The organism is Xanthomonas sp. AC360 (assembly GCF_979258225.1).
On the sequence record NZ_OZ409846.1, the window covers coordinates 4,319,462 to 4,333,679 of the forward strand.

Annotated in this window: 8 protein-coding genes; 6 read left to right on the forward strand and 2 right to left on the reverse strand. The window is 65.5% G+C overall.

Annotation, left to right across the window (positions count from 1 at the left end; translation table 11 throughout):
* Window positions 1–4: 4 nt before the first annotated feature.
* Complete coding sequence (locus ACZZ0O_RS18520; protein WP_463591489.1) at window positions 5–1,684, reverse strand: OFA family MFS transporter; 1,680 nt, start codon at window positions 1,682–1,684, stop codon at window positions 5–7.
* A gap of 377 nt (window positions 1,685–2,061) precedes the next feature.
* Here ACZZ0O_RS18520 and aptA point away from each other — a divergent pair, with 377 nt between their 5' ends.
* The 5 genes from aptA (at window position 2,062) to ACZZ0O_RS18545 (ending at window position 11,838) form a co-directional block, all read left to right on the forward strand.
* Window positions 2,062–3,414, forward strand: coding sequence for an omega-aminotransferase AptA (gene aptA / locus ACZZ0O_RS18525; protein WP_463591490.1), 1,353 nt, complete (start codon window positions 2,062–2,064; stop codon window positions 3,412–3,414).
* 242 nt (window positions 3,415–3,656) lie between these two features.
* A complete protein-coding gene (locus ACZZ0O_RS18530; protein WP_463591491.1) occupies window positions 3,657–4,511 on the forward strand; it encodes a ParB N-terminal domain-containing protein in 855 nt (284 codons plus the stop codon).
* 749 nt (window positions 4,512–5,260) lie between these two features.
* Complete coding sequence (locus ACZZ0O_RS18535) at window positions 5,261–6,565, forward strand: DUF445 domain-containing protein (RefSeq protein WP_463591492.1); 1,305 nt, start codon at window positions 5,261–5,263, stop codon at window positions 6,563–6,565.
* A 151-nt stretch (window positions 6,566–6,716) separates the two neighbouring features.
* Complete coding sequence (locus ACZZ0O_RS18540) at window positions 6,717–10,811, forward strand: CHASE domain-containing protein (protein ID WP_463591493.1); 4,095 nt, start codon at window positions 6,717–6,719, stop codon at window positions 10,809–10,811.
* A gap of 34 nt (window positions 10,812–10,845) precedes the next feature.
* Complete coding sequence (locus tag ACZZ0O_RS18545) at window positions 10,846–11,838, forward strand: HD-GYP domain-containing protein (RefSeq protein WP_055851781.1); 993 nt, start codon at window positions 10,846–10,848, stop codon at window positions 11,836–11,838.
* Window positions 11,839–11,941: 103 nt separating this feature from the next.
* Here ACZZ0O_RS18545 and ACZZ0O_RS18550 read toward each other — a convergent pair whose 3' ends face one another.
* Entirely contained in the window at window positions 11,942–12,313 is a 372-nt protein-coding gene (locus ACZZ0O_RS18550) for a hypothetical protein (RefSeq protein WP_463591494.1), read from the reverse strand.
* A 429-nt stretch (window positions 12,314–12,742) separates the two neighbouring features.
* Between ACZZ0O_RS18550 and ACZZ0O_RS18555 the strand changes: the two genes are divergently transcribed.
* Window positions 12,743–14,179, forward strand: coding sequence for a DHA2 family efflux MFS transporter permease subunit (locus ACZZ0O_RS18555; protein ID WP_463591495.1), 1,437 nt, complete (start codon window positions 12,743–12,745; stop codon window positions 14,177–14,179).
* Window positions 14,180–14,218 lie beyond the last annotated feature (39 nt).

Consider the following 14,218-nt stretch of genomic DNA (forward strand, 5'->3'; position numbering starts at 1 on the left):
CACCTCAATGGAACAGCACAAAGGCTTTCTGCAGCGTCACCCAGATACCGAACGCCATCGGGATGCCAACCGCCAACCAAGCGAACGCGACCACTGCGGGGTTGCCGCCATGCCCGATCCGCGCCATCTGTTCCGGCGGCAGCACCGCATGCCCGCTGCGGTCGACCTTCTCGTGCGCCAGCTGCTTTTCGCGTGCCAGTTCGTCGGGCGTCATGAAGTGACGCGCAGCCACCGGGCGCACCAACAGATTGCAGATCAGGCCGAGCACGAGCATGCCGGCGAGGATGTACATGGTGGTGTTGTAGACCTGTGACGGCGGGCTGCCGTGCGCCAGCTGGTACTCGCGCATGTAACCCACCACCACCGGGCCGAGGATGCCGGCGGTGGCCCAGGCGGTCAGCAGACGGCCGTGGATGGCGCCGACCATCTGGGTACCGAACAGGTCGGCCAGATAGGCCGGAATGGTGGCGAAGCCGCCGCCGTACATCGACAGGATGATGCAGAAGATGCCCACGAACAGCGCGATGCCGCCCACGCCACCGGCCGACGGCGCCGCTGCGTACAGGCAGATGCCCAGCAGGAAGAACAGCGTGTAGGTGTTTTTGCGGCCGAGCTTGTCGGACATGCTGGCCCAGAAGAAGCGGCCACCGATGTTGAACAGGCTGAGCAGACCGGTGAAGCCTGCGGCGATCGCCGCGATGCTGGCCAGCTGAGCCGTATCCAGGCTGCCGAAGCCGATGTCCATGCCGATCAACCGGCCGCCGAACACTTCCTGCAGCATCGGCGAGGACATGCCGATCACACCGATACCGGCCGAGACGTTCAGGCACAACACGCCCCACAGCAGCCAGAACTGCGGAATGCCCCAGACCTTGCTGACGTGCACGTGGTTGGCGGTGATCATGGCGTTGGTGCTGGCCACCGGCGCGGTCCAGCCGGCCGGGGTCCAACCGCTCGGCGGCACGCGATACCCGAAGGCGCCGGCCATCATGAAGACGAAGTACAGCGCGGCCATGACCAGGAAGGTTTCCATCACGCCCACCGAGGTCGGTGTGGCGAAGTGGCGCATCAGCGCGTCGGCCAGCGGGCTGCCGATCATCGCGCCGCCGCCGAAGCCCATGATCGCCATGCCGGTCGCCATGCCGCGACGGTCCGGGAACCATTTGATCAGGGTCGACACCGGCGAGATGTAGCCCAGCCCCAGACCAATACCACCGATCACGCCCGAACCCAGCCACAGCATCCAGATCTGATGGAAGTGGATACCGGCCGCCGAGATCACCAGGCCGCCACACCAGCACAGCGCCGAAACCACACCGGCCTTGCGCGGGCCGGCACGTTCCAGCCAACCGCCCCAGATCGCCGCCGAGCAGCCCAGCAGCACGAAGAACAGGGTGTACATCCACTGCAGCTCGCTGATCTTCCAGTCGCAGGTGGTCGCCACCATGCGCGCGAACAGACCCATGTCGGCCGGGCAGGCAATCGCTTCGGTGATCCCCAGCGCCTTGGACAGCGGCAGCCAGAACACGCTGAAGCCGTAGGCCATGCCGATGCACAGATGGATCGCCAGCGCAGCCGGCGGGACCAGCCAACGATTGAACCCCGGACGCGCAATGATGCGCTCCTTGGATAGCAGACCGGCGTCTGCGCCACTGGCTGTCGCCACGGTGGACCCTTGCGTCATTCCCATTCCCCAAAAATAAAGTGCGATGAACTGCGATAAAGACGATTGACGGCTGCGATCGTTTAGCGTGTTGCGATATAAGCAGCGGCGACGACCAGGCCCAACCAGCGGTTGTCTGGCGCATCATCGGCAATCCTTGCAGCTTTGCAATGCTTGGCGACGCCTCGCAGCGTTCCAACGCATTGCCACACACACGCCACGCAAGCGTTCCTTGAGATTAGCGGCCGGCGCTGCGACTAATTGACTAGTTCTTATGCATTAGATCGATGGGCATCCGCCAGGCCTGCGCGGGCATATCGCCCATTCCTGCCCGCGGCGGGGTGACGCCCGAGGCGATGGCTGGGTACAGTCGGGCGACCCCCGTGACGGAGCCGGCCATGCACGACCCACTTCCGCGCGACGACGCGCCTGCGCTGCAGACACCGGCGCAGCTGGATGCGTTCTGGATGCCGTTCACCGCCAACCGGCAGTTCAAGACGCGCCCTCGCCTGCTCGCCTCGGCCGCCGGCATGTACTACCGCGATGTCGACGGCCGGCAGATCCTGGATGGCACCGCAGGCTTGTGGTGCTGCAATGCAGGACACGCGCGCGAACGCATCGTGGCGGCGATCCGCGCGCAGGCCGGCACGCTGGATTTCGCCCCGACCTTTCAGATGGGCTCACCGCTCCCGTTCGTGCTGGCGCAGCGCCTGGCCGCCATCGCGCCGCCCAGCCTGGGCCATGTGTTCTTCACCAACTCCGGCTCGGAAGCGGTGGATAGCGCGATGAAGATCGTCCTGGCCTACCACCGCCTGCGCGGCGAGGGCCATCGCACCCGCTTTATCGGCCGCGAGAAGGCGTATCACGGGGTCGGCTTCGGCGGCATGTCGATCGGCGGGCTGCCCAACAACCGCAAGTGGTTCGGCCCGCTGCTGGCCGGCACCGATCATCTGCGCCACACCCTGGATCTGCAGCGCAACGCCTACTCGCGCGGGCTGCCGACGCACGGCGCGGAGCTGGCCGACGACCTGGAACGGCTGATCACCCTGCACGACGCCTCCACCATCGCCGCGGTGTTCGTCGAACCGGTGTCCGGCTCGGCCGGGGTGATCCTGCCGCCGGAAGGCTACCTGCAACGGCTGCGCGCCATCTGCGACCGCCACGGCATCCTTCTGGTGTTCGACGAGGTGATCACCGGCTTCGGCCGCGTCGGCGACGCGTTCGCCGCGCAGCGCTTCGGCGTCACGCCCGACATCATCACCGCCGCCAAGGGGCTGACCAGCGGCACCGTGCCGATGGGTGCGGTGCTGGTGGCCGATGCGATCCATGACGCGTTCATGCACGGGCCGCAAAACGCCATCGAACTGTTCCATGGCTATACCTACTCCGGTCACCCGCTGGCCTGTGCGGCCGCGATTGCGACCCTGGACACCTATGCCGAGGACGGGCTGTTTTCGCGTGCGATCACGCTCGGCCCGCAGTGGGAAGACGCGCTGCACAGCCTGCGTGGGCTGCCGCACGTGATCGACATCCGCAACGTCGGCCTGATCGGTGCCATCGAACTGGCGCCGCGCGATGGCGCCCCCGGTGCACGCGGCTACGAGGTGTTCGAGCGCTGCTTCCACGACGGCGGACTGCTGGTGCGCGTCACCGGCGATGTCATCGCGCTGTCGCCACCGTTGATCGTCACCCCCGAGCAGATCGGGCAGATGGTCGAGACGCTGGCCGGCATCCTGCGCCTGGTGGACTGAGCGCGGCCGGCGGCATGGGTGCGTTGCAGGCAGAGGCACGCGGGCCCTGGCCGCGCGCTGCATGGGCTTCATCGCGTCGGCTCCCGCCGTACGCGCCGCTCGCCTGAAGAAAGCCGGTGACGGCGCGCGTGGCCGTTCCACGACGGCGCTCGCGTGTCACGGGCGCGGGTACCACGTCAAGCGCGCAAAGCCGGAGCAGGCTCTCTACAATGCCGGCCCCGCACTCCCCCCGCAGTTGCCCCATGAACATCGTTGTCAAAGAAGAACTCAAGGCCTACATCGACCCGCTGACACCCGACGAGCACGAGGCGCTGGAGCGCAGCCTGCTGGCCGAAGGCTGTCGCGATGCCTTGGTGTTGTGGGGCGATGTGCTGGTGGACGGCCACAACCGCTACGGCCTCTGCCAGAAGCACGGCCTGCCGTTCCAGACCGTGCAGAACCCGCGCTTCCAGTCGATGCAGGACGTGCACCTGTGGATGATCGAGCAGCACCTTGGCCGGCGCAGCGTGTCCGACTTCCAGCGTGGCGTGCTGGCGCTGCGCAAGCGCGAGATCCTCGCCGCCCGCCAGCGCACCCAGCGCGAGGCCGATGCCGCCGCCGAGGCGCCGGTGGTGGATGACGCACAGGCCGATACCGGCCTCGACGACAGCGCAGCCCGCGCGAGCGACGACACCGACAGCCCGCCGTGGGAGGAAACCTCCACCCCGGTGAGCCGCGCCGAGCTGGCACGCGAAGCACGCCTGAGCAGCAACCAGGTGGTGATGATCGAGCGCATCCACAAACAGGCCGCGCCGGAAGTGGTGCAGGCAGTGAAGGCCGGCGAGATCTCGATCAGCGCCGCGGCCGCCGTGGCCACGCTGTCGGAAGACGAACAACGTGCCGCCGCGCAGGCCGGCAAGGCCGAACTCAAGCAGGCCGCCAAGCGCGTGCGCGACGCCAAGCGCAAACCCAAGCCCGACGAGGCCGAAGGCGGCGAAGCCGAGCGCCGCGACGTCAAGGCCTTGCAGCGCCGCGTCACCGAACTGGAAAACGAAAACGCCGCACTGCAGTCCAAGGTGACCGCATTGCAAGCGCAGCTGGAGCGCCTGCGCGGCTGAGCGCACGCATCCACTAGCCAACAGACATCACGTAGGAGCGCACCTGGGCGCAATGGGCGTTTCCAGGAAAGCCCGTCGCGCCCGGGTGCGCTCCTACGACAGTGATCGACGCTTTTGCACAGCTTGAAGGTTGCCCAGTTGCAAGCGCAGCTGCAGCGCCTGCGCGGCAGAGAGCGCGCACCCGCTAGCCAACAGCCATCACGTAGGAGCGCACCTGGGCGCGATGGGCGTTCCCAGGAAAGCCTGTCGCGCCCGGGTGCGCTCCTACGACAGTCATCGATGCTTTGGCAGAGCTCGAGGTCGTCCTGTTGCAAGCGCAACTGCAGCACCTGCGCGGCTGAGTCCGCGCATCCACTAGCCAGCAGCCATCACGTAGGAGCGCACCTGGGCGCGATGGGCGTTCCCAGGAAAGCCTGTCGCGCCCGGGTGCGCTCCTACGACAGTGATCGACGCTTTTGCACAGCTTGAAGGTTGCCCAGTTGCAAGCGCAGCTGCAGCGCCTGCGCGGCAGAGCGCGCGCACCCGCTAGCTAACAGCCATCCCGTAGGAGCGCACCTGGGCGCGACGGGCAGTCCCGATAGAGCCCGTCGCGCCCGGGTGCGCTCCTACGACGGCAACAGACGCTTGGTCGCACCGTTGCAAGCGCAGCTGCAGCAAAGGCACCGACGTCGCGGCCACCGGCAGCCGCCCGCAACGTCGCCCACCTGCCGTGGACATGCCCTGGTCAAACGACTGGGTACACTTCGCGGATGGAACCCAGTCTCAGCGCTCCCCGCCCCATCGATCCCCGTCGTGCCCAGCTGCAGCGCATGAAGCTGTTGGCGGTGGCCTTGCTGCTGGCGATGTTTGCCGGCTTTATCGTCAGTCACCTGATGGGCGAGCAAGGCATCTGGGCGTGGGTGTCGGCCTTCTGCGAGGCGGCGACCGTGGGCGCACTGGCCGACTGGTTTGCGGTGGTGGCGCTGTTTCGCCGTCCGATGGGCTTGCCGATCCCGCACACCGCCATCCTGCCGCGCGGCAAGGAGCGGCTGGCCGATGGGCTGGCGGTATTCGTGCGCGATCAGTTCCTTTCGCCCGCTGCGTTGATGGAAAAGCTGCGCGTGTTCGACCCCGCCAGCCGCCTCGGCGAATGGCTGGCCAAACCCGAGCAGTCGCGCATGCTCGCGCAGATGGCACGCGGCTGGATGTTGCAGGCGCTTGAGCTATTAGACGAAGCCGCCGTGCGCAGCGCCATCCAGCGCTTCGTGGTGGACCGCCTGCGCAAGTGGAATGCCGCCGCGACAGTTGGCGATGTGATGGCGCTGCTCACCACCGACGGGCGCCATCAGAAATTGCTCGACGAAGTGTTGCTGCGGTTGGGCGAATGGCTGGACCAGGAACAGGTCAAGACGCGCGCGTCTGCATTGATCGTGCGGTATGCGCGCCGCGAATGGCCCAAGCTGGTCGGCACAGTGAACTGGATCAAGCCGATCGAAGAGATCGGCGACAGTCTGGCCGACCGCATGGCGCGTGCGGCCATCGAAGAACTCCAGGACATTCTCAAGACGCCCGAGCATCCAATCAGGCTCGACTATGAAGCGTGGCTGCAAGGCTACATCGCGCGCCTGCGTGACGAACCGGAAATGGCTGCGCGTGTAGAAGAACTCAAGCAACGTGCCATCCAACATCCCGCGCTGCAGGAATACGTGCAAGGCCTGTGGGGCGAGATCCGCGATGCGCTGCGCAACGATCTGGCGCGTGAAGAGTCGTCGATGGCTGCGCACATGGAGCGCTCCATGCAATCGCTCGGTCAGGCGTTGTCGCAAGATCCGTCACTGCGCGACGCACTCAACCAGCATATGCTGCAGGCAGCCGACAAACTCACTACGCGCCTGCGCGCATCGGTCACCGAGCACATTGCATCGACAGTGAAAAGTTGGGACGAACGTCACCTCGTCGAACAATTGGAATTGGGTGTCGGACGCGATCTGCAATACATTCGCTTCAACGGGACGTTGGTCGGTGGATTGATCGGCCTTGTGCTTCATGCATTATCGATTTGGCTATCGTTCTGATGCACTGAGATGACGTTGATCGCCCAACAGGCTAGCGTGCAGCAACTGGGGAGACTGCACGCAGCCGGATAATCGTCAGGCGGTACCGCGAGGCCGACGTTGCCGTCGGCCAGGACACTGGGCACGCAACAGGCAAGGCGAAGGAACGAAAATGCCGAATGGCCGCTGGGATCTGCGCAGGAAATACGGGCGCCGCGTCTTTATCAGCGCACTGCTGATCCTTACCGCAGGTTTGATTGCCGCCATCGTCACGGGTGTCTGGCTGCAGCGGCATAACGAGCTCGAGCGCGAGCAACGCTTTCAGTATGTCGTGCGCACCCTCGCCCGCAATATCAGCGAACGCATGTACACCTTCGAGCACGGCTTGCGCGGCGCGCGCGGTGCGGTGATCGGTGCCGGCAGCGAGGTCATCAGTCGAGATCGCTTCACCCTGTACAGCCGCTCGCGCGATTACGCGCGCGAGTTTCCCGGCGTGCTGGGCTACGGCTACATCCATCGGGTCGCGCCTGCTGACGAGGACGCGTTCTTGCAGACCGCGCGCGCCGACGGAGCACCGGATATCCACCGCCGCTTGCTGGCGCCGTGGGATGGCGAACGTTACATCGTGCTGTACTTCGAACCCGAGTCGTCGGGCAACCGCCCCATCGGTCTGGATATCGCGTCCGAACCGCGCCGCCGCGCTGCCGCATTGCAGGCCGCACGCAGCGGCGAGCCGATCATGACCTCGCCGGTCTCGCTGTCGGGCTATCGCGTGCCCAACGAGAGCGGCTTTCTGGTCTTGCTGCCGGTGTATCGCGAAGGCATGCCGCTGCAAACGCCACAGCAACGCATGGCTGCCACCAACGGCTGGGTGTATGCGCCTTTCAGCGTCGAGCAGATGGTGAAAAGCGCATTGGGCGAACGCGACGATGTGGCGCTGGATCTGTCCGATCGCAACGAGCCGACCCATAACTTCTACCGCAGCGGCACTCCGGCCGGCGACAGCGCGCGCTGGCGGCCGGTGGTGCAGCTGTTGCCCATCTACGGGCGCACCTGGATCGTCACCGCCCACCCCACGGCCAGCTTTGTGACCTCGCTCAATCAGACCTCGCCATGGTTGGTGGGCGGTCTGGTCATGGCGGCATCCGTACTGTTTGCGGCGTTGCTGGGGCTGTACTTCAGCAACGGGCTGCGCCGCGAAGAGGTGTTGCGCAAGCAGATGGAACTGGCCGCACTGGTCAGCCATTCCAGCGAGGCCATCGTGGCCGAAACCCCGGATGGCCGCATCACCCACTGGAACCCTGCCGCAGAAGCGATGTTCGGCTACACCGCCGAGGACGCGATCGAACAGGACCTGACGTTGCTGCTGTCGCCGCAACCGTATGCGATGCCGCAGATCGAGCACGCCGATGAAGCGTACCCGACCAATGCCTCGGCCGCACAGAGCATGCGCCACCGCGATGGTCATCACGTGCATGTGCTGGCGAGCAAGGCGCCTATCATCGAACCGGATGGCACGCTTAGCGGTCACTCGCATTTTTTCCGCGATATCTCAGAGCGGGTACGGTCGCATCAACGCATCGTCGACCTCAATGCCTCGCTCGAACATCAGGTGGCCGAGCGCACCAGCGAGCTGGTGAAGTTCTCGGTCTTGCAGCGCGCGATTCTGGCGCATGCCGGTTACGCCATCATCGCCACCGACTCCAGCGGCTTTGTCACGCTGTTCAATCGCGCCGCAGAAAAGCTGCTCGGCTATAACGCAGAGGATGTAATCGGCCGGCGCAAGGCCAGCCAGTTCGTCGAACCGGAAGAACTGCAGGACCGTGCGCATCTTCTCTCCGAGCAGACCGGGGTGCCGGTGGCGCACACGCTGGAAGCGGTGGCCGCGCTCACCAGTCTCGGCCGCAGCGATACCAGCGAGTGGACCTATGTCGGTTACGACGGCCGCCGCCTGCCGGTGCTGCTGACCCTGAGCACATTGCGCGACGACAATGACCAGGTGATCGGTTACCTCGGCGTTGCGGTGGATCTCACCGAGCAGAAACTGCACGAAAAACAGCTGCGTCTGGCAATGGATGCCGCCAAGAGCGCCAATCAGTCCAAGTCCGATTTCCTGGCCAACATGAGCCACGAAATCCGCACCCCGATGAACGCCATCCTGGGCATGTTGTATCTGCTTCAGCGCAGCGAGCTTCCTGGCGCGGCACAGGACATGGTCACCAAGATCGATCGCTCCGCACGCACCTTGCTGGAAATCATCAACGACATCCTGGACTTCTCCAAGATCGAGGCCGGGCGCATCGATCTGGAACGCGCGCCGTTCGATCTCAACCAACTGTTCGACAACATCGCCGACCTGATGCGCTCCTCGCTCAGCGCCAAACCGGTGGAGATGATTGTCGAGCCGTTGCCGCGCGACAGCCGCTGGCTATTGGGCGATGCGCTGCGCATCAACCAGGTGCTGGTCAATCTGGTCGGCAACGCGATCAAGTTCACCGAGCAGGGCGAAGTGGTGCTGTCGGTGCGGCGTTTCCCCAGCGGCGATCCGAACAAGGTCAAGCTGCTGTTCTCCGTGCGCGACACCGGCATCGGCATTTCCAAGGAAAAGCAGAGCCTGATCTTCTCGCCGTTTCTGCAGGCCGACACCTCGACCAGCCGGCGCTATGGCGGCAGCGGGCTGGGCCTGACCATCAGCCGACGGCTGATCGAACTGATGGGCGGCGAGCTGGAAGTGGAAAGCGTGCCCGGCCGCGGCAGCGAGTTCTATTTCGTGGTGACCCTGGAGAAGGCCGCGCCACCCAAGGCGCAGCAGGACCTGCCGGCGCTACCGCCGGAAGCGATGCCGCGGGTGCTGATCGCCGACGACCACGATGCAGCGCTCAGCAATCTGGTGCGGATCACCACCGACCTGGGCTGGCGCGTGGATGCAGTGGCCAGCGGCCAGGCCGCGCTGCAGGCGATCGAACAGGCCAGCGAGCCCTACGACATCTTCCTGCTCGACTGGCGCATGCCCGACATCGATGGTGTGGCGATCGCGCGCGAAATCCGCGCACGTGCCGCCCCTGGTCCGCATCCGGTGATCGTCATGGTCACTGCCTACGAGCGACGTCTGCTGGAACAGCATCCCGAGCAACAGGATCTGGACGCGGTAATGACCAAGCCGGTGACCAGCGCGGCATTGCATCGTCTGGTGGAACAGTTGGTCGACGAGCGCCCCGGTGCGCGTCCGGTCACGCCCACCTTCGTGGCACGACGGCTGGAAGGCACGCACCTGTTGCTGGTCGACGACAGCGAGATCAACTGCGAGGTGGCGCAGCGCATTCTTGAGGGCGAAGGCGCCATGGTCACCGTCGCCCACGACGGCGAGCAGGCGGTCAACACCCTCAAGCGCGCGCCGGATCTGTTCCATCTGGTGTTGATGGATGTGCAGATGCCGGTGGTGGACGGCTACGAAGCCACCCGCCGGCTGCGGCAGATCCCTGCCCTGGCCAGCCTGCCGGTGATCGCGCTGACCGCTGGCGCATTCCGCCCGCAACAGGAAAAAGCGTTGGAAGCGGGCATGAACGGTTTTATCGCCAAGCCCTTCAATGTCGAGGAACTGGTCACCGCCATTCGTCACTTCATGCATCCCGGGATGAAGCGCATTCCATCGCTGCCGCACGAAACCGAACTGGCGGCCGGCCCCGAGTGGCAGCACGACGATCCCGAACTACTGGACGCCACGCGCGCGCGCAGCCTGTGGCGCGATCGCGAGCCGTACGCGCGGTACCTGAGCAAGCTGCTGCGCGACAACCCGGACCCGGCCGAAGTCGCGGCCGAACACCTGCGCCGCAACGAACTGCCTGCCATCGGCGCAATGGCGCACAAGTTGCGTGGTGCGGCGGGCTCGCTGGCGCTGCCGGCCCTGGCCGGTGCTGCAAGCGATCTGGAAACGCGTATCGAGGATGGTCAAGACATCACCGCCTCGTTGATTGCGCTCAAGGATGTGATGCAGCGCACCGCCGAGGCGATTGGCGTCTTTTTGCAAGACGACGAAGCCACTGCGGCAGCCAACGACGACGCTGTCGCACTGGACGCCGGCAGCCTGCAGATCCTGGAGGTGGCTCTTTCCACCGACGACGCCGACAAGATCGACCACGCGCTGCTGATCTGCGCACCGCACCTGCCGCCTGCATTGCAGGAAGAACTGCAACGCGCCGTGGAGGACTTCGATTTCCGCCGCGCGCAGGCCACCCTGCACGACTGGCAAGCCACCCACCCACGCTGACGGCGTTCTCCCGCGCCGTCTGCAAGGATCCCCCATGCCGTCCCGTCCCCTGCTGTGTGTCGACGACGAGTCCAGCAACCTGGCGACCCTGCGCCAGCTGTTGCGTGAGGACTTTGCGCTGGTGTTCGCCAAAACCGGCGGCGAAGCGCTGGACGCGGTGGCGCGCCACGCGCCTGCGTTGATCCTGCTGGATGTCGAACTCCCCGACATGGATGGCTATGCGGTGGCGCGAACGCTCAAGCAGCAACCCTCCAGCAACGCCATCCCGATCCTGTTCGTGACCTCGCGCAATAGCGAGCACGACGAGCGCGCCGGGCTGGAAGCGGGCGCAGCCGATTACGTCAGCAAACCGTATTCGCCGGCCTTGCTCAAGGTACGCATCAACACCCAGCTCAGGCTGGCCGAAAGCGCGCGCCTGGCGCAGCAATACCGCGATGCGATCCATCTGCTGGGCACCGCCGGCCAAGCCCAGGACGCCGACACCGGTGCGCATATCTGGCGCATGGCAGTGTATGCCCGGGTGCTGGCCGAAACCGCCGGCTGGTCGCCGCAGCAGGCGCAGATGCTGCAGGATGCCGCGCCACTGCACGACGCCGGCAAGATCGCCGTGCCCGGCAGCATCCTGCACAAGCCCGACACGCTGGACGAGCACGAGCGCTCGGTAGTGCGGCAGCACCCGCAGGCCGGACACGACCTGCTACGGCACGGCCGCGGGCCGGTCTTCCAGATGGCCGCCGAAATCGCATTGCATCACCACGAATGCTGGGACGGCAGCGGCTATCCCACCGGCCTGGCCGGCGAGGCCATTCCGGAATCGGCACGCATCGTCGCAGTAGCCGATGTGTTCGACGCGCTGTGCGGACGGCGCGCCTACAAAGCGCCGTGGACGGTGGAAGACGCGATGCGCAAGTTGGAAAGCATGTCGGGCAAGCAACTGGAACCGCGCCTGGTGCAGCATTTCCGCGAGTCCCTGGCGCGGATCCTGCAGGTCAAGGAGGCCTGGGACAGCCCGACCGCACAGCGCTGATCCCACACTTTAGGAAGCGCTGCGGGCTGCACATTGCTTGGTGCTTGTTGCTTGTTGCTTGTTGCTTGTTGCTTGTTGCTTGGTGCTTGTTACTTAGTGCTTGTTACTTGGTGATTGGTGATTGGTGATTGGTGCCGGCCATCGCAGCATGGTCGGCATGCATATCACTTCCCTTCTCCCACCGGGAGAAGGTGGCGCGCAGCGCCGGATGAGGGTACGACGTAGCCATCGCCATCCAATGAATCTGGGCATTGCTTTGCGCGTTATGCCAGTTGCTTTGACGCTGCCTAGCAACCGCAGCGCCCCGCACGGAAACCTGCATTCCCTTCTCCCACCGGGAGAAGGTGGCGCGCAGCGCCGGATGAGGGTACGACGTAGCCATCGCCATCCAATGAATCTGGGCATTGCTTTGCGCGTTATGCCAGTTGCTTTGACGCTGCCTAGCAACCGCAGCGCCCCGCACGGAAACCTGCATTCCCTTCTCCCACCGGGAGAAGGTGGCGCGCAGCGCCGGATGAGGGTACGACGCAGCCATCACCACCACGCACCCAGCTATCGCCTCCACGCAGTGCCGTTGCTATCCCGCGCGCCACCACACGACCGGCTCGAACACTGATGCATTTTTCCGACCGAGAACGCGGCCAATCTGCGAGAGAGGAAGCGGCGCTCCGGCGCGCATCCATCCACTAAAGACGACCGCACGCGCCCTGCCCCCGCAGCAGCTCGCACCCCAGCACAGTCAACGCCGGCCACACTCCCAACCGCACGCAGCGTTGCCGCCACGCGCTTGAACCCTGCGCCACGCAGGCGGACAATGCCCATGCTGCGCCGCACAACACCGTGCGACGCGGGCCGATCCGGCGCTTCCAGGCGTCGTGGACACGGCCCGGCAACCGAGAGTCCGATGTCTTCCAGCGTGTCCGAGACCGGCGTCACGCCGCCGCGTTATCCCGACTACCGCATCATTTCGTTGATCCTGGCGTGTGCCATTTTCATGGAGCAGATGGACGCCACGGTGCTGGCGACCGCGCTGCCGACGCTGGCGCGCGACTTCGGCGTTGCCGCGCCCGCCATGAGTATCGCCATGACCAGCTATCTGCTGGCGCTGGCGGTACTGATCCCGGCCAGCGGTGCCATCGCCGACCGCTTCGGCCTGCGCCGCGTGTTCGGCGCTTCGATCTGGGTTTTCGTGGGCGGCTCGATCCTGTGTTCGCTAGCCGACAGCCTGCCCACCATGGTGGCCGCACGCGTACTGCAAGGCGCCGGCGGCGCGATGATGGCCCCGCTCGGGCGCCTGATCCTGCTGCGCACCGTGGAGCGCCGCCATCTGGTGTCGGCGATGGCCTGGACGCTTGTCCCCGCCTTCATCGGCCCGATGCTGGGCCCGCCGCTGGGCGGCTTTTTCGTGTCGTATCTGGATTGGCGCTGGATCTTCTACATCAACGTACCGATCGGCATTGCCGGCTTTTTGCTGGTGCGCCGTTTCATCCCGGAAATTCCTACCGACACCGCACCGGCACGCTTCGACCTGCGCGGCTTCGTGTTGTGCGGCATGGCGCTGGGTTGCTTGTTGTTCGGCCTGGAAATGGTCAGCCAGCAGGACGGCATCGGCATGGCCAGTTGGTTGCTGGCCACCGGCGCGGCCGCGTCGGTGGGATATCTGTGGCATGCGCGCCACCATCCGGCACCGCTACTGGATCTGACCCTGCTGCGTATCGACTCGTTCCGGCTGTCGGTGATCGGCGGTGCGCTGATGCGCATCACCCAGGGCGCGCAGCCGTTTCTGTTGCCGCTGCTGTTTCAGATCAGCTTCGGTTTCAGCGCCGCGCACAGCGGGCGGCTGATTCTGGCCACCGCACTCGGTGCGTTGCTGATGCGCACCATCACCCCGCAATTGCTGCGCCGCTTCGGCTACCGCAACAGCCTGATCGGCAACGGCGTACTGGCCAGCCTGGGCTACATGGTGTGCGCGCTGTTCCGGCCCGACTGGCCGCCGGCGCTGATGTTCGGCCTGCTGTTGTGCTGCGGCGCCTTCATGTCGTTCCAGTTCGCCGCCTACAACACCATCGCCTACGAAAACGTGCCCAGCGCGCGCATGAGCCGCGCCAGCAGCCTGTACACCACCTTGCAGCAGCTGATGCTGTCGGTGGGTGTCTGCGCCGGCGCGATGATTCTCAAACTGGCGATGCTGGCCGGCGATCACACCCAACCGGCGCAACGCGATTTTTCGCTGGCGTTCTGTGTGGTCAGCCTTATTTCGCTCAGCGCCACCTGGTGGCATGTGCGCTTCGACAAGAACGCCGGGCAGGAAATGAGCGGACATCGGGCTTCGCGCGGCTGAAACCCCTGTTGCTTAAACGGCGGGCGCGCAACGCGCCCA

Excerpts from the sequence above, each read along its gene's own strand:
- aptA (WP_463591490.1), top strand. The coding sequence starts at position 2,062 with ATGCACGACCCACTTCCGCGCGACGACGCGCCTGCGCTGCAGACACCG.
- ACZZ0O_RS18520 (WP_463591489.1), bottom strand. The coding sequence starts at position 1,684 with ATGACGCAAGGGTCCACCGTGGCGACAGCCAGTGGCGCAGACGCCGGT.
- ACZZ0O_RS18540 (WP_463591493.1), top strand. The coding sequence starts at position 6,717 with ATGCCGAATGGCCGCTGGGATCTGCGCAGGAAATACGGGCGCCGCGTC.
- ACZZ0O_RS18555 (WP_463591495.1), top strand. The coding sequence starts at position 12,743 with ATGTCTTCCAGCGTGTCCGAGACCGGCGTCACGCCGCCGCGTTATCCC.
- ACZZ0O_RS18530 (WP_463591491.1), top strand. The coding sequence starts at position 3,657 with ATGAACATCGTTGTCAAAGAAGAACTCAAGGCCTACATCGACCCGCTG.
- ACZZ0O_RS18545 (WP_055851781.1), top strand. The coding sequence starts at position 10,846 with ATGCCGTCCCGTCCCCTGCTGTGTGTCGACGACGAGTCCAGCAACCTG.
- ACZZ0O_RS18550 (WP_463591494.1), bottom strand. The coding sequence starts at position 12,313 with ATGCAGGTTTCCGTGCGGGGCGCTGCGGTTGCTAGGCAGCGTCAAAGC.
- ACZZ0O_RS18535 (WP_463591492.1), top strand. The coding sequence starts at position 5,261 with ATGGAACCCAGTCTCAGCGCTCCCCGCCCCATCGATCCCCGTCGTGCC.